A 16,676-nucleotide genomic window follows, 5' to 3' on the forward strand; every position below is an offset into this window, starting at 1 on the left:
CGGCAGGATCGCGCTGGCCCGGCCGGTCAGTCGAGCGGGAAGAAGTGGCGCACCTCCGGCCCGGCATGGCGAAGCAGGACCCGCAGCCGTTCGGCGGCTTCGGCGGGATGATCGCCGGGCAGCCCCGCCATCGCCCAGTCGCCGAAGGTCGGCGTGTCGGTCCGGCGGTCGTCGAGGACCTGGATGTCGGTGTGGCGCGGATCGCGCCGGATCCGCTCAAACGCGTCGCCGACGCTGTCGACGGGGCCCTCGATCAGCTGGAGATAGCGGCCCCGCTCGATCCAGAGGATGCCCGAAATGCCGTCCATGCCGTTGTTGCGGCGCGAGACGCGCAATATGGCCAGATGGTCCGACCGGCCATCCTCGCCCACGGCCTGGCTGCTATAGATGATACGCCGGAACGAACTAACCTGGATCATGATTAGCTTCTAGGTCCTCCGGCGCGCGCTGCAAAGCGGCAATGCGCCGGGCGGCCGGAGCCGACCGGCGCATAATGGGTCAGACGTTGAAGCGGAACAGCATCACGTCGCCGTCCTGCACGACATATTCCTTGCCCTCGGCGCGCAGCTTGCCCGCATCGCGGGCGCCCGCCTCGCCCTTGAAGGCGATATAGTCGGCAAAGGCGATGGTTTCGGCGCGGATGAAGCCGCGTTCGAAATCGCTGTGGATCTCGCCCGCCGCATTGGGCGCCTTGGCGCCGCGATGGACGGTCCAGGCGCGCGCCTCCTTGGGGCCGACCGTGAAGAAGGTCAGCAGGTCGAGCAGCGCGTAACCGGCGCGGATCACGCGGGCGAGGCCGGTTTCGGACAGGCCCAGCTCGGACAGGAACTCGCCGCGATCCTCCGCCGGCATGGTCGCGATCTCGGCTTCGATCGCGGCCGACACGACGACCGCCTGCGCGCCCTCGGCGGCGGCCTTTTCGAACACGCGCGCCGAATGGGCATTGCCGTTGGCGGCGTTCGATTCCTCGACATTGCAGACATAGAGGACGGGCTTGGCGGTCAGCAGCTGCGCCTGCGAGAACACGCGCGCCTCTTCCTCATCCTTGGGCACGGTCAGCCGCGCGGGCTTGCCGTCGCGCAGCAGCTCCAGCGTCTGGCCCAGGACCGAGGCGGCGATCTTGGCCTCCTTGTCGCCCTGCTGCCCCTTCTTGATGAAGGCGGGGACGCGCTTTTCCAGGCTTTCGAGGTCGGAGAGCATCAGCTCGGTCTCGACCGTCTCGGCATCGGCGATGGGGTCGACCTTGCCCTCGACATGGGTCACGTCGCCGTCCTCGAAGCAGCGCAGGACATGGACGATCGCGTCCACCTCGCGGATATTGCCGAGGAACTGGTTGCCCAGGCCCTCGCCCTTGGACGCGCCGCGCACCAGGCCCGCAATGTCGACAAAGGCGAGCTGCGTCTCGATGATCTTGGCAGACCCGGCGACCTCGGCCAGCTGGTACAGGCGTGGATCGGGGACCGCGACGTTGCCGACATTCGGCTCGATCGTGCAGAACGGATAATTGGCGGCCTGCGCCGCCGCCGTTTCGGTCAGCGCGTTGAAGAGGGTGGACTTGCCGACATTCGGCAGGCCGACGATGCCGCAGCGGAAACCCATGCGTCGCTTATCCTACAGGAAGGGGAAAGCGTCCCTCTAGCGACGATGGGGATATTTCTCAACCGAGCGCTTCTCCCATGCTCCGTTCAGCCTGAGCGAAGTCGAAGGCCAAGGGATGACGGTTGGGCGGGGCGCCATTGTCGGATGTTCCAGCGTGGCCTTCGACTTCGCTCAGGCTGAACGGGTCGTGGGAAAGGGTATAGGGGTCAGGCGATCCCGACCATCATCGCGGCGGCCCAGGCGAGCAGCATCACGCCCAGCGCCCCCGAAAACCCCATCAGCACCAGGCCCAGATAATGCAGCATCGGCGGATTGGCGCGCTGCGCCTTCTTGTTCCGGCCCAGGCCCGACAGCACGAAGCTCGCCAACATGCCGAAGGTGAAGACAGCGAATTCGATCATCGGGAATAACGTCCGGGATAGGGGGTGCGATCGATGTCCCCTTTAACCGAGATAAGTTAACGGCACGATATCGGCGCGGCGAAGCGCCCGCTTTCATCGATAAGCCGTGGGAACCTTTCGCCCTGTCGCGGGTGCGGCGCGGATCGTCGCGCGCGGCGGATCAGCGATAGTTGAAGCTGACGCTGATCCGCTCGCCCTTGGCACCATTGGGCACGACCTCGTGCCGCAGCCAGCTTTCCCACAGCAGCACCGTTCCCGGCTGGGGCGTGGCGGTGGCGAAGGTGGACAGGTCGTCGGGCGCATCGGCACGGCGCGGCGGGGCGGCCATCAGCATCGGCAGCCGGGGATCCTCCAGCTTCAGCGCGCCCGATCCCTGGGGCATGGCGACATAGAGCGTGCCCGAGACGACCGAGTGCGGATGGATATGCGCCGAATGATGCCCGCCGGGTTTCAGGACATTGACCCACAGGCTGTCCAGCTTCAGCTTGCGCCCGCCCAGGTCGAAGGCGCATTCCTCGGCGAAGCGCGCGACATGGCGGTCCAGCTTCTTGCGCAGGTCCGCGAACACCGGATCGCGGATCGGCAGGTCGTCGAGCGAGGCATAGCTGGTATAGCCGCGATAGCCATGCTCCTTCGACCAGCGCCGCCCGGCGCGGTCGTCCTCGGCCAGCGCCCAGCAGCTCTGCTCGATCTCCTCCAGCAGATCGGCATCGTCCAGCTGGCCCTCATAGAGAAGCGAGGCGAAGAGGCGGCGCACGCTCATGCGGGATCTCCCAGGCGCAGCGCGATGTCGTTGACGAAGCGGACGTCATCGCCTTCGGCCAGCCAATGTGCCTCCGCCGCCACCGCGCCGAGCAGATCGGACAAAGGCTCGATCTCGGCCTTGGCATAATTGCCGAGCACATATCCCGTCACCCGGTCCTTATGCCCCGGATGGCCGATGCCCAGCCGCACGCGGCGGAAATCGGGGCCCAGATGCTGGTCGATCGAACGCAGTCCGTTATGCCCGGCCGTGCCGCCGCCCGTCTTCACCTTGACGCGGAAGGGCGCGATGTCGAGCTCGTCGTGGAACACGGTCAGCGCGTCCACGCCCAGTTTATAGAAGCGCAGCGCGTCGCCGACGCTGCGGCCGCTTTCGTTCATGAAGGTGGCGGGCTTGAGCAGCAGGATCTTCTGCCCACCGATCCGGCCCTCCTGGGTCCAGCCCAAGAACTGCTTCTTCACGGGGCCGAAATCATGCACCTCGGCAATGGCGTCCATCGCCATGAAGCCGACATTGTGGCGGTGCATCGCATATTGCGGCCCCGGATTGCCCAGCCCGGTCCAGACCTGCATGTGATATTCCTTATTCGCTTGGTTGGCAGGGCCCTAGCACCGGGGGCTTCGGGTTTCCAATGCGGTGAGAGTGGTGGGCGTGGGCTTCGACTTCGCTCAGCCTGAACGGGGTTTGGGTAATCCTGCCGCACTACCGACAGCCGTTCAGGCTGAGCGAAGTCGAAGCCCAAGGGAATCCCCTCAGATCAACCCCTGCGCCCGCAGACTCACATGCCCCGAGGTGCCGATGATCAGATGGTCGTGCACCGTGATCCCCAGCCGCTTGCCTGCCTCCGCGATGGCGCGGGTCACGTCGATATCGGCGCGGCTGGGCGAGGGGTCGCCGCTGGGATGGTTGTGCACCAGGATCAGCGCCGCCGAGCCGAAGTCGATCGCGCGGCGAATCACCTCGCGGATATAGACCGGCGCCTGGTCGATCGAACCCTGTCCCATCAGCTCGTCGCGGATCAGCATGTTGCGCGTGTTGAGGTGCAGCACCCGGAACCGCTCGACCCCGTGATGCGCCATGTCGGCATGGAGATAGTCGAGCAGCGCCTGCCAGTTGGACAGGACCGGGCGCTTCGCCGCCTCCACCTGCACCAGCCGCAGCGCGCAGGCCTGCGCGATCTTGAGCGCCGCCGCCGCCGTCTCGCCCACCCCGTCGACGCGTCGCAGGGCATTGGGATCGGCGGTCAGCACGCCGCCTATGTCATGGAATTCGCGCAACAGCGCCTTGGCGATCGGTTTGGTGTCGCGGCGGGGGATGGCGGTCATCAGCAGATATTCGATCAGTTCATGGTCGAGCAATCCGCCACCGCCCAACAACCGGTCGCGCAGTCGCGCACGGTGTCCGGCATGGTCATTCGGCTGATCCCGCTCGTCCCCGCCGCCACCGTCGCCCATGGTCCGCTTCCCCCTTTGCCGGACAGCATAAGGGCGGCGCGGGGAACTGTCGCCGGGCTTCGTGCGATTGCGTGCGGCGCGACCATAGGGTTATGACACAGGTCAAGACGGAAGGAGTGACATCGGGGTGGAGGGCGCGAACGAGGAAGTCGGCACCCCCGAAAGCCCGATCCGGCGTTTCCGTCGCCTCCAGCGTATCCTGATCGCCATCGCGTTGCTGATCCTGGTCGCGCTGATCGCACTGTGGCTGGAGCGCAAGCCGCTCGCCGGGGGATTCATCGATCGCGAACTGGCGCGGCGCGGCGTCCCTGCGCGTTACAAAATTTCCGATCTGGGGACGGGACGGCAAAGGCTGACCGATGTGGTGATCGGCGATCCGCGCGATCCCGACTTGGTCGCCGACTGGCTGGAGACGCGGACCCGGCTGACCCTGTCCGGCCCCGAGGTGACGGGGGTGCGCGCCGGCCGGGTGCGGTTGCACGGGCGACTGGTCGGCGGACGGATCACGCTGGGCGCGCTCGACAAGCTGATGGGGCCGTCCTCGGGCAAGCCCTTTGCGCTCCCCGCGCTGGATGTCGTGGTCGATGATGGCGGCATCCGGCTCGACACGCCGCATGGGCCGGTGGGGCTCAGCCTGTCGGGGCGGGGGGTGCTGAACGACGGTTTCACCGGGCATCTGGCGGCGGTGGCGCCCCGGCTGGTGATGGGCGATTGCGTCGCCACGGGGCTTGCCGCGCCGCTGCGCGTGCGGGTGGTGCGCGAGCAGCCGACGCTGACGGGGCCGCTGCGGCTCGGCAATCTGCGCTGCGGCGAGGTGGCGGTGGCCGATCTGGCGGCGCGGGTCGATGTGACCTTCGGCGCGGCGCTCGATCGGTGGCAGGGGCGTGCCACGGTGAGCAGCGGCGCGATCCGCCATCCCGTCATGGCCGCCGCCGCGATCGAAGGACAGCTCGATTTCACCGGCACCCCCAAGGGCACGCATGGCCGGATGCAACTGGCCGCGCGCAACGTCACCGCGCAACCGGGCCGCGCCGGGCGGGCGACGATCGCCGGACAATATCAGGTCGGCCCCGTCACCCGCTTCGACGGCCGGATGACGCTGGGGGATGCACAGCTGTCGCCCGCCATGCTGGCGCGGGTCGGGCAATGGGGCGCGGCCGCCGCCGGAACCCCGGTCGGCCCGGTGGCAAGCGCCATGGCCGACGCCGTCCGGCGCGGCGGGCGGCGCTTTGCCGCCGACGTCGCGCTGGCGATCGACAGCGACAAGGGGCCGCGCGGCCCCGGCTTTGCGGTGCGGGTGCCGCGCCTGTCGCTCGCCTCGGCCAGTGGCGGGCGGCTGGCCTTCGCCGATGGCGCGGGGCTGACCTATGACGCGCGGGGGCTGCGGCTCGACACCCGGCTGGCGATGCGCGGGGGCGGCCTGCCCGGTCTGCGCGCCACCTTGCGACAGGATGCGCCGGGCGCGCCGATGCGCGGCACCGCCGAGCTGGCGCGTTACGACGCGGGCGGCGCCAGCCTGGCGCTCGACCGGCTGGTGTTCCAGGCGGCGATGAATGGCGAGACGCAGATCACGACACGCGCCATGCTGTCCGGGCCGATCAGCGGCGGCCGGATCGACAATCTGGTCCTGCCCATCACCGCCAACTGGGATGGCGGGCGGCGCTTGCGGGTCAATCCGAGCTGCCAGCCGCTGGCGATCGACCGGCTGGCGCTGTCGGGGCTCCGGCTGGAGCGGGTCGCGACGACGCTCTGTCCGCTCGACGGCGCGCTGGTCCGTCTCGACGGCGGGCGGATCGGCGGCGGGGCGCAACTGGGGCCGACACGGCTCGCCGGGCGGATCGGGAGCAGCCCGCTGGCGCTGTCGGCGGCGGCGACCCGGTTCGCGCTGGCCGATCGCAGCTTTACGCTGACCGGCGTCGAGAGCCGCATCGGCCGCCCCGAATCGCCGACGCGGATCGATGCGGCGAGCCTGTCGGGCCGGATCACGCCGGAAGGAATCGCGGGCCAGTTCATCGGCGGCAGCGGCCAGGTCGGGCAGGTGCCGCTGCTGCTGGGGCAGGCCGATGGCACATGGCGGCTGGCCAAGGGCGTGCTGACCCTGAGCGGCGGGTTGCAGGTGAGCGATGCCCGCGCCGATTCGCCGCGCTTCCTGCCGATGGCGGCGCGGGACGTGACGCTGACGCTGGCGGGCAGCCGGATCGACGCGAAGGGCGTGCTGTTCGAGCCCACAAGGAATGTGAAGGTCGCCGATGTCGCCATCACCCATGCGCTCGACCGGGGCGCGGGTTCGGCCGAGCTGGTGGTGCCGGGGCTGACCTTTACCAAGGACTTCCAGCCCGAATTGCTGACCCCCGTTACCAAGGGCGTGATCGAGGATGTGCGGGGCGAGATGTCCGGCCAGGGGCGGATCGCCTGGGATGCCGATGGCGTCCGCTCGACCGGCGATTTCGGCACCGAGGGCATCGACCTCGCCGCCGCGCTCGGCCCCGTCACCGGGATTGCGGGCAAGATCCATTTCACCGACCTGCTGGCGCTGGAGAGCGCGCCGGGCCAGGTGGTGACGATCCGCACGATCAATCCCGGCATCCAGGTGACGAACGGCACCGTCCGCTACCAGACGCTGTCGGGCACGCGTATCCGGGTGGAGAGCGGCAACTGGCCCTTTGCGGGCGGCACGCTGACGCTCGACCCGACGCTGCTCGATTTCTCGCAGCCGGTGGAGCGGCGGATGACCTTCCACGTCAAGGGCGCGGCGGCCGACCAGTTCCTGCTCCAGTTCGATTTCCAGAATCTCAACGCCACCGGCATCTTCGACGGCGAACTGCCGATGGTCTTCGACGAGCGCGGCGGCCGGATCGAGGGCGGGCGGCTGGTCGTGCGGCCGGGCGGGGGCAGCATCGCCTATCTGGGGGCGGTCAGTCAGAAGGATCTGGGGCTTTGGGGCAATCTAGCCTTCGGTGCGCTCCGTTCGCTCAACTATCGTTCGCTCCGGATCGACATGAACGGGCCGCTTGCGGGCGAGATGGTGACCGATGTCCGCTTCGCCGGGATCAGCCAGGGCAAGGGCGCCAAGTCGAACTTCCTGATCCGGCGGCTGCAAAAGCTGCCTTTCGTGTTCAACGTGCGGATCAAGGCGCCCTTCCGCGGGCTGCTTGATTCGGCGCAGTCCTTCTATGACCCGCGCCGCCTGATCCAGCGGAACCTGCCCGCGCTGCTGGAGGAGCAGAATAAGCGCGCTGCGCCACCCGCCAATCCCGCCATTCAGCCTTCCGCAAGCGAGACCGTGCCATGACCGTAACAGGATTGAAAATGCTGGTGAGGACGCCGATCTTGGGGATGACGCGATGGATGCCGGTCGCGCTGGTCCTGGCGAGCGGGGGATGTGTGAACATTTCCGCGCCGGACAAGCCGATCGAGATCAATCTCAACATCAATGTGACGCAGGAAGTGGTATATCGCCTGGACGGCGAGGCCAAATCGCTGATCCAGCAGAATCCGGGGATATTCTGATCATGAAGACCAAGGCGGTGGTGATGGTGGCGGCAGCGGTCGCGCTGATCGGCATTTCGGGCGTGGCGATCGCACAACGCGATCCCGCCTATGCCGCCGCGCGCGCCGAAGGATTGGTCGGCGAGCAGCCCGACGGCTATCTGGGCATCGTCGGCGCCGCGACCCCGGCGCTGCGCACGCTGGTCAACAGCATCAACATCCAGCGCAAGGCGGCCTATACCCAGAAGGCACAGGCCAGCGGCGCGACCGTCGAGCAGATGGCCTTTACCAGCGGCTGCAACCTGATCGCTCAGACCGCCAGCGGCGAGAAGTACAAGACGCCCGAGGGCGTGTGGAAGACGCGCACCGCGGCGGCGCCCGAGCGGGCACCGGCCTGCGTCTGACCTCATACTCCCCTCCCGCAGGCGGGAGGGGCTGGGGGAGGGGAGTCCGGTTGCGGTCAGGCGATCGGCTTGAGGGGAGGGGTTAAACCCTATTTCGGTAGGCATTGCCCGACGATAGCGCCAGCCCTCCCCCGACCCCTCCCGCCTGCGGGAGGGGAGAAGAAGAACCGCCCCGCGAATCGGGCGGTCCTGTCGCTCCTCGGCAACAATCCTTAACGCATCTGTCACAACTCCTACCCCAGGCGGTTGACTTGGGGGGAGGGCCTTTCTAAACGGGCCTCGCCTTGGCGGGGTCGCTCGCCGTTCGCGCGCATTCTCCCCTTCGGTGACGAAAACAGGTGAGGGTGGCTGCGTGGCGGAGAAAGAGCCCGGACAGGACTTTGGCGATGCGGACGATCCGCGTCTGGCCGCGCTGGACAAGCGACTGGCACAGGCACGCGCGGAGGGCGCATCGCGGCAGGGGGTGAAGGTGGATGCCGACAGGGGATATTCCCAGGGCAGCCGCGTCATCTCCGCGCTGATCGGAAGTCTTGTGGGCAGTGCGTTGATCGGCTGGCTTTTCGACCGCTGGTTCGGCACCGCACCCTGGGCCCTGATCGTGATGCTGTTCCTGGGGATCGGCGTGGCGTTCAGGCAGATCATTCGGATTTCTGGCGAACGCCCGGAGTAACCGGGCGTTCGTCATATGTGGGAACGAAGCAGCGTGGCGGCAGAATCGGGCGGCAAGATTGATCCGATGCACCAGTTCCTGATCGAGCCGGTGCTCGGTCGGCATTGGGTGGTCGGCGGCTACGACCTTTCCTTCACCAATTCCGCTCTGTGGATGGTGGCGACGCTGGTCGCGCTGTGGATCTTCATGATCGGCGGGATGAAGCGCGATCTGGTTCCCGGTCGCTGGCAGGCGGCGGTCGAGGGCTTCACCGGCTTCGTCAATTCGATGCTGACGTCGAATATCGGGCCGGAGGGCAAGCGCTTCCTGCCTTATGTCTTCTCGCTCTTCATGTTCATCCTGTTCGCCAACGTGCTGGGCCTGCTGCCCTTCGGCGTGGTGCCGGGTGTCCATCCCTTCACCGTGACCAGCCATGTGACCGTGACCGGCGTGCTCGCGCTGATCTCGTTCGCGATCGTGCTGATCGTCGGCTTCGGTCGCCACGGTTTCCACTTCTTCGCGCTGTTCGTGCCGCACGGTACGCCCAAGCTGATGATTCCGCTGATCTTCGTGGTCGAGCTGATGAGCTTCCTGGTGCGCCCCTTCTCGCTGGGTCTGCGACTGTTCGTCGCGATGACCGCGGGGCACATCCTGCTGAAGGTTCTCGCCGCCTTCGTCATCAACGGCATCAACATGGGCCCGGGCTATGCCGCGCTTGTCACCTTGCCGAGCTTCCTGCTGATGATCGGCATCACGCTTCTCGAACTGCTGGTCGCCGCGATCCAGGCCTATGTCTTCGCGCTGCTGACCTCGGTCTATCTGAACGACGCGGTCAACCTGCACTGATCCGGGGAGCCGGACCGGGCGGGCGGCCTCGCCGCACGACTTGAATACCCAAACGACCCTTTTTGAACTGGAGTGATTGAAATGGACGCAGAAGCCGCGAAGCTGATCGGTGCCGGTCTGGCCGCTATCGGCATGGGCATCGCCTCGCTCGGCGTGGGCAACGTGTTCGCCAAGTTCCTCGAAGGCGCGCTGCGCAATCCGGGTGCGGCGGACAGCCAGCAGGGCCGCCTCTTCATCGGTTTCGCCGGTGCCGAGCTTCTGGGCCTGCTCGCCTTCGTGACGATGATCATCCTGGTGTTCGTCGCCTAATCATTCGGATCGGCCGGGCGGCCCCGTGTCGCCCGGTTGATATGGCAACGAGGACTCCATGCCCCAGATAGCACAGATCAGTGCGACCTATGCGTCGCAGATCTTCTGGCTCCTGATCACCTTCGGCCTGCTCTATTTCGTGGTCGGTCGTGGGATGGTGCCCAAGATTCAGGCGACCGTCGACGCTCGCGAAGCCCGTATCGCCGGCGATCTGGCGGCGGCGGAGGCCGCGCGTGCCGAGGCCGACCGGGTCGAGGCGGCATGGCGGGCCGAGATGGACGCCGCGCGCACCGCCGCGATGGCGGAAACCAACGCCGCCAAGGCGCGGGCCACCCATGCCTTCGAGGCGCAGGTCAAGGCGGCCGATGCCGACCTGGCCGAGCGGCTGGGTCATCACGACCTGGCGATCGCCAATGCCAAGGCCGAGGCGATGGCCAATCTTCAGTCCGTGGCGGCCGAGGCCGCGCGCGATCTCGTCGCCAAGCTGTCCGGCGTCCATGTGGGCGAGGATGCGGCGGCCGACGCGGTGCGAAAGGTGAGCGCGCATGGCTAATCATTCCCCGAACGGCGCGCTGACCAACGCCGACGCGCTGGTCGCGCAGAACCTGGCCGATGCGGCCTCGGCCGAGGGCATGGCCCCCCAGCCGATCCGCGAGGGCGATGGCCTGACCGCCAACACGGTCGCGCCCGCCGAGGGCGAGCATCATGCCGCCAGCCCGACCGCGCTGGGTTTCGATTCGACCGGCTGGGTGGCGCTTGCCGCTCTGGTCGTGCTGATCGGGATGCTGGTCAAGAAGGTGCCCGCGATGATCGGGCGCTCGCTCGACCAGAAGATCGCCGGTATCCGTGCCCAGCTCGACGAAGCGACCAAGCTGCGTCAGGAAGCCGAAGCGCTGAAGGCCGAATATGAGGCCAAGGCCAAGGCGGCGCATGCCGATGCCGAGGCGATGCGCGTCCAGGCGCAGCACGAGGCGGGGCAGCTGCTCAGCAAGGCCAAGGCCGATGCCGAGGCGCTGATGGAGCGTCGCGCCAAGATGGCCGAAGACAAGATCGCGGCCGCCGAGCGCACCGCGCTGGCGGAGGTCCGCGCCCGCGCCGCCGAGGCCGCGGCCAAGGCCGCCGGTCTGCTGATCGCCGAGCATCATTCGGTCGAAGCCGATCGGGCGATGATCGACCGCTCGATTGCAGGGCTCGGTCGCCCGAACTGATCGGCGCCAGGGCCAGTGACAGGACCGCGCTTCGGGCGACCGAGGCGCGGTTCGGTCGTTTTTGGCGGCCGAACAACCACCCACCCCGTTCAGGCTGAGCGAAGTCGAAGCCCAAGGGAATCCCTCGCCCCGCGCGTGGAGAGGGCAGGGCGTGGGCTTCGACTTCGCTCAGCCCGAACGGGGGATGGGAAAGCCCATTCCTCCCCAAGCTCGGCTTGGGGAGGGGGACCGCCGGGCCAAGCCCGGTGGTGGAGGGGCCAAGCCCCAAATGACATAGTCCCGCACACACGGGGTCGCATCGCCGTCTCTTCCGGGTTTCCGGCGCCGATGCCCATAGTGCCGAGCCCGTAACCAAGGAGACGCTCCGATGGCATGGGTCATTCTGGGCATTGCCGTGATTACCGAGATTTGCTGGGCGCTGAGCCTGAAATGGGCGGCGACCGTAGCCACCTGGCAGGCGTCGAGCGTGCCGATCCTGCTCAGCTTCGTGAATATGGGCCTGCTGGCGCTGGCCATGCGCGGGCTTGCGGCCGGGACCGCCTATGCGGTGTGGACCGGGCTGGGCGCGGTGGGCGTCGTCATCGGCGGCGCGATCGTCTTCGGCGACAGGATCGCGCCGGTCCAGGCGGGCTTCATGGTGCTGACCGTGATCGGCGTGATGGGAACCAAGCTGTTCGCGCAGGGCTGAATTTGGGTTCGCGCGAAGCCGCGAAGACACGAAGAAGATGGTTCGTGCGGAGGCGCAGAGAGCGCGGAGAAAGAAGAAGGTCTTCCGACCGCCACGTTTGGAACGCCTCTGCGTCCTCCGCGCCTCCGCGCGAACAAAAACCGTCGCGTCTTCGCGTCTTCGCGTGAACCAAAGCCACCTCACAGGGTAGCGATCCGCCCCCCGCGCTCCTAAATCGGCCGTAATGTCCGAGCCTCCCGTCGACCGCTTCAACGAAGAGAAATCCACCTTCACCCTGCGCGGGGCCGATGCGCCCGATCTGAAGGCGGGGGTGGCGGCGATCCGCAACGTGCTGGCGACGCTGCCGCTGCGGCCGGGCGTGTACCGGATGCAGGATGCGCGCGGCGACGTGCTGTATATCGGCAAGGCGCGGGCGCTGAAGAACCGCGTCGCCAATTACACCCAGGTCGACCGCCTGCCCAAGCGCCTGCAACGCATGGTGGCGCAGACCCGGTCGATGACGATCGTCACGACCAACAACGAGGCCGAGGCGCTGCTGCTCGAGGCGCAGCTCATCAAGCGCTACCGCCCGGCCTTCAACGTGCTGCTGCGCGACGACAAGAGCTTTCCCTTCATCCTGCTGCGCAACGATCACGACTTTCCGCGCATCCAGAAGCATCGCGGCGCCAGGCGGGCGGTCGGCAATTACTATGGCCCCTTCGCCAGCGCAGGCAGCGTCAACAACACGCTGAACGCGCTGCAAAAGCTTTTCCTGCTGCGGTCGTGCACCGACAGCTTCTTCAAGGGGCGCGACCGGCCGTGCCTGCTCTACCAGATCAAGCGATGCTCGGCCCCGTGCGTCGGCCGGATCGACGAGGCGGCCTATGCCGAGCTGGTCGCCGACGCGAAGAATTTCCTCGGCGGCAAGTCGACCCAGGTCCAGGCCAAGCTGGGCAAGCAGATGCAGGACGCCGCCGAAGCGATGGATTTCGAGCTCGCCGCGATCCTGCGCGACCGGCTGAAGGCGCTGACCTTCATCCAGGGGACTCAGGCGATCAATGCCGAGGGCGTGGGCGATGCCGACATCTTCGCGCTGGCGTGTCGCGAGGGGGTGATGGGCATCCAGGCCTTCTTCATCCGCGGCGGCCAGAATTGGGGGCATCGCAGCTTCTTTCCCGCGCATACCACCGACGTGCCCGAGGAGGAGGTGCTGACCAGCTTCCTCACCCAATTCTATGAGGAGGTGCCGCCCGCCAAGACGATCCTGCTCGACCGCGACCTGCCCGAAGGCGAATTGCTGACCGAGGCGCTGGGCGAGCGGGCGGGATACAAGGTGCAACTCACCGTGCCGCAGCGCGGCGACCGCCGCCGCCTGCTCGACCAGGCGAAGCGCAACGCGGTCGAGGCGCTCGACCGGCGGCTGGCCGAGTCGACCACCCAGGCCAAATTGCTGCGCGAGGTGGCGGACTTCTTCGACCTGTCCGAACCGCCGCAGCGGATCGAAGTGTACGACAACAGCCATATCCAGGGCACCAATGCGCTGGGCGCGATGGTGGTGGCCGGGCCGGAGGGTTTCCAGAAGGGCCAGTATCGCAAGTTCAACATCAAGGGGAACGAGGCGGCGACCAATGACGATTTCGGCATGATGCGCGAAGTCTTCCGTCGCCGCTTCGCGCGTCAGCTGGAGGAAAATCCCGACCGCGACGATGCGACCTGGCCCGACCTGGTCCTGATCGACGGCGGACGCGGCCAACTCAACGCGGCCAAGGCGGTGCTGGAGGATCTGGGCATCGAGGATGTCTGCCTGGTCGGCGTCGCCAAGGGCCCGCATCACGGCCGCGAGGGGCGCGAGGTCTTTCACATGATGGACGGCAGCGAACGGATGCTGCCGGTCAACGCGCCGCTGCTCTTCTACCTCCAGCGGCTACGCGACGAGGTCCACCGCTTCGTGATCGGCGCGCACCGCGACAAGCGCGCCAAGGCGATGGGCGCAAGCCCGCTGGACGAAGTGCCCGGCATCGGCCCGGCGCGGAAGAAGGCGCTGCTGATGCACTTCGGCACGGGCCGGGCGGTGCGCAATGCCAGCTTGGAAGACTTGCAGAAGGCGCCGGGGGTCAGCCAGGCGGTGGCGCAGCAGGTGTACGACTTTTACCATAGCCGGTGAGAGCCTCCATTGCTTCCGAGGCCGATCATGGTCGAATTCATGCGTTTGTCAGCAGACGGTAAGCCATAGCGCGATAGCCTGCGCATCGGCCGTGCAGCTTTGCTGTCCGGCGGGAAGAGCCGGTTTGGAAACGGCTTTATCGAAGCGGGAGACGAGCGTGCCGATCGCTTTTGCCATGGTGCTTGCCGCGCAGTCCGTCAGCTCTCCGCCCTCGCACAAGGCGACCGCCTGTTCCGCCCCGGAGATCGTCAGGGTCCCGCCCGGAGACATGCTCCAGCTATTGGACGATTTCAGGGCGAGCCTGTCATCCGGCGACCGTCACCAACTCGATGGCGTGCTCCCCCGTGGCGCGGATGGCGGGATTGAACGATGCGATCGCGCCGAGGGGAGCCGCGCCGCGTGCGAGGTCCATGCCTATATGCCGGCGCTTTGGCGCACCGGGCTGATGCCAAGGTTCCGGGCAAGCATCTGCCCCGTAAAACCGGACGCGCGGGGCCATTCTCCGGCGTCGAAGCGATAAGCCTCCCACTTCCTGCTGGGGCGGCGGGTCGCCATTCAGCGATGCCTTTCCTTCCCTCGCCCCTCGCAGAGGGGAGAGGGTTGCGCAGACTTGGCCTTTGCGAGAGCAAAGGCTTAGTCGGAGCTGGGTGAGGGGTGGGCGCTCGCCAAGCGAGCGCGCGAGCCCTTGGGCTCGCTCAACCCCCCACCCAAGCTGCGCTAGCCAGCAGGCTGGCAAGCTCCGCTAACCCTCTCCCCTGTCCAGGGGATAGGGGCAGAAGAAGCAATGCTGAATGTCGATCCGCGCTGATTTTTTCGGTCGAGGGGTCAGCGCGGATCGGCCCGCTCGCCATCCATGGTATCCCACCCCATTCCCCCCTACATCCCCAGACATGCACCGCGTCGCCCCCGCCATCATCCTGTCGGTCCGGCCGCATGGCGAGCATGGGGCGATCGTGCGGGCCTTGACCCGCGAGGACGGGGTGCAGCCCGGTTATGTCCGGGGCGGGCGGTCGCGGGCGCTCAGGCCGGTGCTGCAACCGGGTAACGGCATTATCGGCGAATGGCGGGCGCGGACCGTCGAGCAACTCGCCGCGCTGACCATCGAGCCGGGGCATAGCCGCGCGGGGCTCCACGGCGAGCCGCTAGCCGCCGCCGGGATCGAGTGGCTGTGCGCGCTGACCGCCGCCGCGCTGCCCGAGGAGCAGCCTTATCCGGTCCTGTATGACGCGCTCGATGCGGTGCTGACCGCGATCGAGTCGGCGCCCTCGGCGCGGGGCTGGGCGGGGGCGCTGGTGCGCTATGAGTTGCTGCTGCTGGGGCAGTTGGGGTTCGGGCTCGATCTGGAGCGGTGCACCGTCACCGGCGGGACGACCGATCTCGCCTATGTCAGTCCCAAGAGCGGCGCGGCGGTGTCGGCGGGGGCGGCGTTCGGGTACGAGGCGCGGCTGTTTCCCCTGCCGCCCTTTCTGCGTGAGGGCGGGGTGGGGGATTGGCCCGATATCTTCGCCGCCGGGCGGATCACCGCGCATTTCCTGGCGCGCGACATCCTGGCCGGTCTGCGCCATGATCCGATGCCGGCCCGCGCCCGGCTGTTCGATCGTTTCAAAAGGGCGGTTGCGTGATGCCCGCCCGCTAAGGCAAAGGGCGCTCCGAACTCAGCTTAGGACAAGGGGCCAGCCATGGCATTGATCGCGATCCTCGCCGGTGACGGCATCGGCCCGGAAGTGACCGCCGAAGCGCGGCGCGTTCTGGAGGCGCTGGACCTCGGCCTGACCTTCGAGGAGGCCAAGGTCGGTGGCGCGGCGTATGAAGCGGCGGGCCATCCGCTGCCGCCCGAGACGCTGGAGGTGGCGGAGCGCGCCGATGCGCTGCTGTTCGGGGCGGTCGGCGATCCGCGCTTCGACACGCTGGAGCGCGCGCATCGGCCCGAACAGGCGATCCTGGGGCTTCGCAAGGCGTTCGGCCTGTTCGCCAATCTGCGCCCCGCCCGGCTGTTCGAGGGGCTGGAGGATGCCAGCTCGCTGCGCCCCGACATCGCGCGGCGCATCGACATGGTGATCGTGCGCGAACTGACCGGCGACGTCTATTTCGGCGCCAAGGGTCGCGGCACCACCGAGGCGGGGTTGCGCGAGGGTCATGACCTGATGCGCTATGACGAGGAAGAGGTCGCCCGGATCGCCCGTGTCGGCTTCGAAACGGCGATGCGCCGTCGCCGCCGCCTGCTGTCGGTGGACAAGGCCAATGTGCTGGAAACCTCGCAGCTGTGGCGCGACGTGGTGGTCGAGGTGGCGAAGGATTACCCCGAGGTCGCGCTCGACCATATGTATGTCGACAATTGCGCGATGCAGTTGGTGCGCGATCCGGGCCAGTTCGACGTGATCCTGACCGGCAATCTGTTCGGCGACATATTGTCGGACCAGGCGTCGATGTGCGCGGGCTCGATCGGGATGCTGCCCTCGGCCGCGCTCGGCGCGACGGGCAAGGGGCTGTACGAGCCGATCCATGGCTCGGCGCCCGACATTGCCGGGCAGGGCAAGGCCAATCCCTGCGCGGCGATCCTGTCCTCGGCGATGATGCTGCGCCACTCGCTGGGGCTGGCCGAGGCCGCCGACCGGATCGACGCGGCGGTAGCGGGCGCGATCCGCGACGGTGCGCGGACCGGCGATCTGGGCGGCAGCCTGTCGACCCGCGCCATGGCCGACGCGATCCTCGAGCGCCTCTGA

At 67.7% G+C, this 16,676-nt stretch carries 19 protein-coding genes; 12 read left to right on the plus strand and 7 right to left on the minus strand.

Translation table 11 applies throughout. The features are described 5' to 3' along the window. Nucleotides 1-26: 26 nt before the first annotated feature. The 6 genes from QE360_RS09645 to radC form a co-directional block, all read right to left on the minus strand. On the minus strand, nucleotides 27-419 hold the full coding sequence (locus tag QE360_RS09645; RefSeq protein ID WP_307100549.1) for a BLUF domain-containing protein: 393 nt from the start codon (nucleotides 417-419) through the stop codon (nucleotides 27-29). Between the two features lie 79 nt (nucleotides 420-498). Beyond that, nucleotides 499-1,599 (minus strand): redox-regulated ATPase YchF, encoded by a 1,101-nt coding sequence (gene ychF / locus QE360_RS09650; protein WP_309701103.1) that lies wholly within the window; start codon nucleotides 1,597-1,599, stop codon nucleotides 499-501. 206 nt (nucleotides 1,600-1,805) lie between these two features. Beyond that, nucleotides 1,806-2,000, minus strand: a complete 195-nt coding sequence (locus QE360_RS09655; RefSeq protein ID WP_307100545.1) for a hypothetical protein — start codon at nucleotides 1,998-2,000, stop codon at nucleotides 1,806-1,808. Nucleotides 2,001-2,160: 160 nt separating this feature from the next. After that, the gene (locus tag QE360_RS09660; protein WP_309701105.1) at nucleotides 2,161-2,763 is read right to left on the minus strand and encodes a TIGR02466 family protein; all 603 of its coding nucleotides are present in this window, start codon (nucleotides 2,761-2,763) and stop codon (nucleotides 2,161-2,163) included. Then, nucleotides 2,760-3,335, minus strand: coding sequence for an aminoacyl-tRNA hydrolase (gene pth / locus QE360_RS09665; RefSeq protein WP_309701106.1), 576 nt, complete (start codon nucleotides 3,333-3,335; stop codon nucleotides 2,760-2,762). The genes QE360_RS09660 and pth overlap by 4 nt, the downstream gene beginning before the upstream one ends. Nucleotides 3,336-3,515: 180 nt before the next feature. Beyond that, nucleotides 3,516-4,217 carry a DNA repair protein RadC gene (gene radC / locus QE360_RS09670; protein WP_307100540.1) on the minus strand — a complete coding sequence of 234 codons (702 nt, stop codon included), beginning with the start codon at nucleotides 4,215-4,217 and terminating at the stop codon, nucleotides 3,516-3,518. Between the two features lie 127 nt (nucleotides 4,218-4,344). Between radC and QE360_RS09675 the strand changes: the two genes are divergently transcribed. The 10 genes from QE360_RS09675 (at nucleotide 4,345) to uvrC (ending at nucleotide 13,953) form a co-directional block, all read left to right on the plus strand. Then, complete coding sequence (locus QE360_RS09675; protein WP_309701108.1) at nucleotides 4,345-7,509, plus strand: YdbH domain-containing protein; 3,165 nt, start codon at nucleotides 4,345-4,347, stop codon at nucleotides 7,507-7,509. A gap of 44 nt (nucleotides 7,510-7,553) precedes the next feature. Further along, complete coding sequence (locus QE360_RS09680) at nucleotides 7,554-7,727, plus strand: YnbE family lipoprotein (protein ID WP_309704127.1); 174 nt, start codon at nucleotides 7,554-7,556, stop codon at nucleotides 7,725-7,727. Nucleotides 7,728-7,729: 2 nt separating this feature from the next. Beyond that, nucleotides 7,730-8,110 carry a YdbL family protein gene (locus tag QE360_RS09685; protein ID WP_307100534.1) on the plus strand — a complete coding sequence of 127 codons (381 nt, stop codon included), beginning with the start codon at nucleotides 7,730-7,732 and terminating at the stop codon, nucleotides 8,108-8,110. A 352-nt stretch (nucleotides 8,111-8,462) separates the two neighbouring features. Then, the gene (locus QE360_RS09690) at nucleotides 8,463-8,780 is read left to right on the plus strand and encodes an AtpZ/AtpI family protein (RefSeq protein WP_307100533.1); all 318 of its coding nucleotides are present in this window, start codon (nucleotides 8,463-8,465) and stop codon (nucleotides 8,778-8,780) included. A 33-nt stretch (nucleotides 8,781-8,813) separates the two neighbouring features. Then, nucleotides 8,814-9,605: a F0F1 ATP synthase subunit A gene (locus tag QE360_RS09695; RefSeq protein ID WP_309701110.1), complete on the plus strand. Its 792-nt coding sequence runs from the start codon at nucleotides 8,814-8,816 to the stop codon at nucleotides 9,603-9,605. A gap of 81 nt (nucleotides 9,606-9,686) precedes the next feature. After that, the gene (locus tag QE360_RS09700; RefSeq protein ID WP_007406947.1) at nucleotides 9,687-9,914 is read left to right on the plus strand and encodes a F0F1 ATP synthase subunit C; all 228 of its coding nucleotides are present in this window, start codon (nucleotides 9,687-9,689) and stop codon (nucleotides 9,912-9,914) included. Between the two features lie 58 nt (nucleotides 9,915-9,972). Further along, on the plus strand, nucleotides 9,973-10,467 hold the full coding sequence (locus QE360_RS09705; RefSeq protein WP_261269959.1) for an ATPase: 495 nt from the start codon (nucleotides 9,973-9,975) through the stop codon (nucleotides 10,465-10,467). After that, nucleotides 10,460-11,122: a hypothetical protein gene (locus tag QE360_RS09710; protein ID WP_309701120.1), complete on the plus strand. Its 663-nt coding sequence runs from the start codon at nucleotides 10,460-10,462 to the stop codon at nucleotides 11,120-11,122. The genes QE360_RS09705 and QE360_RS09710 overlap by 8 nt, the downstream gene beginning before the upstream one ends. 367 nt (nucleotides 11,123-11,489) lie before the next feature. After that, nucleotides 11,490-11,810 carry a multidrug efflux SMR transporter gene (locus tag QE360_RS09715; protein ID WP_307100527.1) on the plus strand — a complete coding sequence of 107 codons (321 nt, stop codon included), beginning with the start codon at nucleotides 11,490-11,492 and terminating at the stop codon, nucleotides 11,808-11,810. A 223-nt stretch (nucleotides 11,811-12,033) separates the two neighbouring features. Then, on the plus strand, nucleotides 12,034-13,953 hold the full coding sequence (uvrC, locus tag QE360_RS09720; RefSeq protein WP_309701123.1) for an excinuclease ABC subunit UvrC: 1,920 nt from the start codon (nucleotides 12,034-12,036) through the stop codon (nucleotides 13,951-13,953). A 48-nt stretch (nucleotides 13,954-14,001) separates the two neighbouring features. Here the strand turns inward: uvrC and QE360_RS09725 are convergent, their stop codons facing one another. Continuing rightward, nucleotides 14,002-14,130 carry a hypothetical protein gene (locus tag QE360_RS09725; RefSeq protein ID WP_309701125.1) on the minus strand — a complete coding sequence of 43 codons (129 nt, stop codon included), beginning with the start codon at nucleotides 14,128-14,130 and terminating at the stop codon, nucleotides 14,002-14,004. A gap of 713 nt (nucleotides 14,131-14,843) precedes the next feature. Between QE360_RS09725 and recO the strand changes: the two genes are divergently transcribed. Both recO and leuB read left to right on the plus strand, forming a co-directional pair. Further along, on the plus strand, nucleotides 14,844-15,575 hold the full coding sequence (gene recO, locus QE360_RS09730) for a DNA repair protein RecO (protein ID WP_309701127.1): 732 nt from the start codon (nucleotides 14,844-14,846) through the stop codon (nucleotides 15,573-15,575). 57 nt (nucleotides 15,576-15,632) lie between these two features. Beyond that, nucleotides 15,633-16,676: a 3-isopropylmalate dehydrogenase gene (gene leuB, locus QE360_RS09735; RefSeq protein ID WP_309701129.1), complete on the plus strand. Its 1,044-nt coding sequence runs from the start codon at nucleotides 15,633-15,635 to the stop codon at nucleotides 16,674-16,676.

This window comes from Sphingomonas sp. SORGH_AS_0789 (assembly GCF_031453055.1).
Taxonomy (GTDB): domain Bacteria; phylum Pseudomonadota; class Alphaproteobacteria; order Sphingomonadales; family Sphingomonadaceae; genus Sphingomonas.

Bases quoted from the DNA above. Each gene is read 5' to 3' on its own strand.
- pth (WP_309701106.1), bottom strand. From the start codon at position 3,335: ATGCAGGTCTGGACCGGGCTGGGCAATCCGGGGCCGCAATATGCGATG.
- recO (WP_309701127.1), top strand. From the start codon at position 14,844: ATGCACCGCGTCGCCCCCGCCATCATCCTGTCGGTCCGGCCGCATGGC.
- QE360_RS09700 (WP_007406947.1), top strand. From the start codon at position 9,687: ATGGACGCAGAAGCCGCGAAGCTGATCGGTGCCGGTCTGGCCGCTATC.
- QE360_RS09655 (WP_307100545.1), bottom strand. From the start codon at position 2,000: ATGATCGAATTCGCTGTCTTCACCTTCGGCATGTTGGCGAGCTTCGTG.
- radC (WP_307100540.1), bottom strand. From the start codon at position 4,217: ATGGGCGACGGTGGCGGCGGGGACGAGCGGGATCAGCCGAATGACCAT.
- QE360_RS09725 (WP_309701125.1), bottom strand. From the start codon at position 14,130: ATGGCAAAAGCGATCGGCACGCTCGTCTCCCGCTTCGATAAAGCCGTT.
- uvrC (WP_309701123.1), top strand. From the start codon at position 12,034: ATGTCCGAGCCTCCCGTCGACCGCTTCAACGAAGAGAAATCCACCTTC.
- QE360_RS09660 (WP_309701105.1), bottom strand. From the start codon at position 2,763: ATGAGCGTGCGCCGCCTCTTCGCCTCGCTTCTCTATGAGGGCCAGCTG.
- leuB (WP_309701129.1), top strand. From the start codon at position 15,633: ATGGCATTGATCGCGATCCTCGCCGGTGACGGCATCGGCCCGGAAGTG.
- QE360_RS09705 (WP_261269959.1), top strand. From the start codon at position 9,973: ATGCCCCAGATAGCACAGATCAGTGCGACCTATGCGTCGCAGATCTTC.
- QE360_RS09685 (WP_307100534.1), top strand. From the start codon at position 7,730: ATGAAGACCAAGGCGGTGGTGATGGTGGCGGCAGCGGTCGCGCTGATC.
- ychF (WP_309701103.1), bottom strand. From the start codon at position 1,599: ATGGGTTTCCGCTGCGGCATCGTCGGCCTGCCGAATGTCGGCAAGTCC.
- QE360_RS09680 (WP_309704127.1), top strand. From the start codon at position 7,554: ATGACGCGATGGATGCCGGTCGCGCTGGTCCTGGCGAGCGGGGGATGT.
- QE360_RS09715 (WP_307100527.1), top strand. From the start codon at position 11,490: ATGGCATGGGTCATTCTGGGCATTGCCGTGATTACCGAGATTTGCTGG.
- QE360_RS09645 (WP_307100549.1), bottom strand. From the start codon at position 419: ATGATCCAGGTTAGTTCGTTCCGGCGTATCATCTATAGCAGCCAGGCC.
- QE360_RS09710 (WP_309701120.1), top strand. From the start codon at position 10,460: ATGGCTAATCATTCCCCGAACGGCGCGCTGACCAACGCCGACGCGCTG.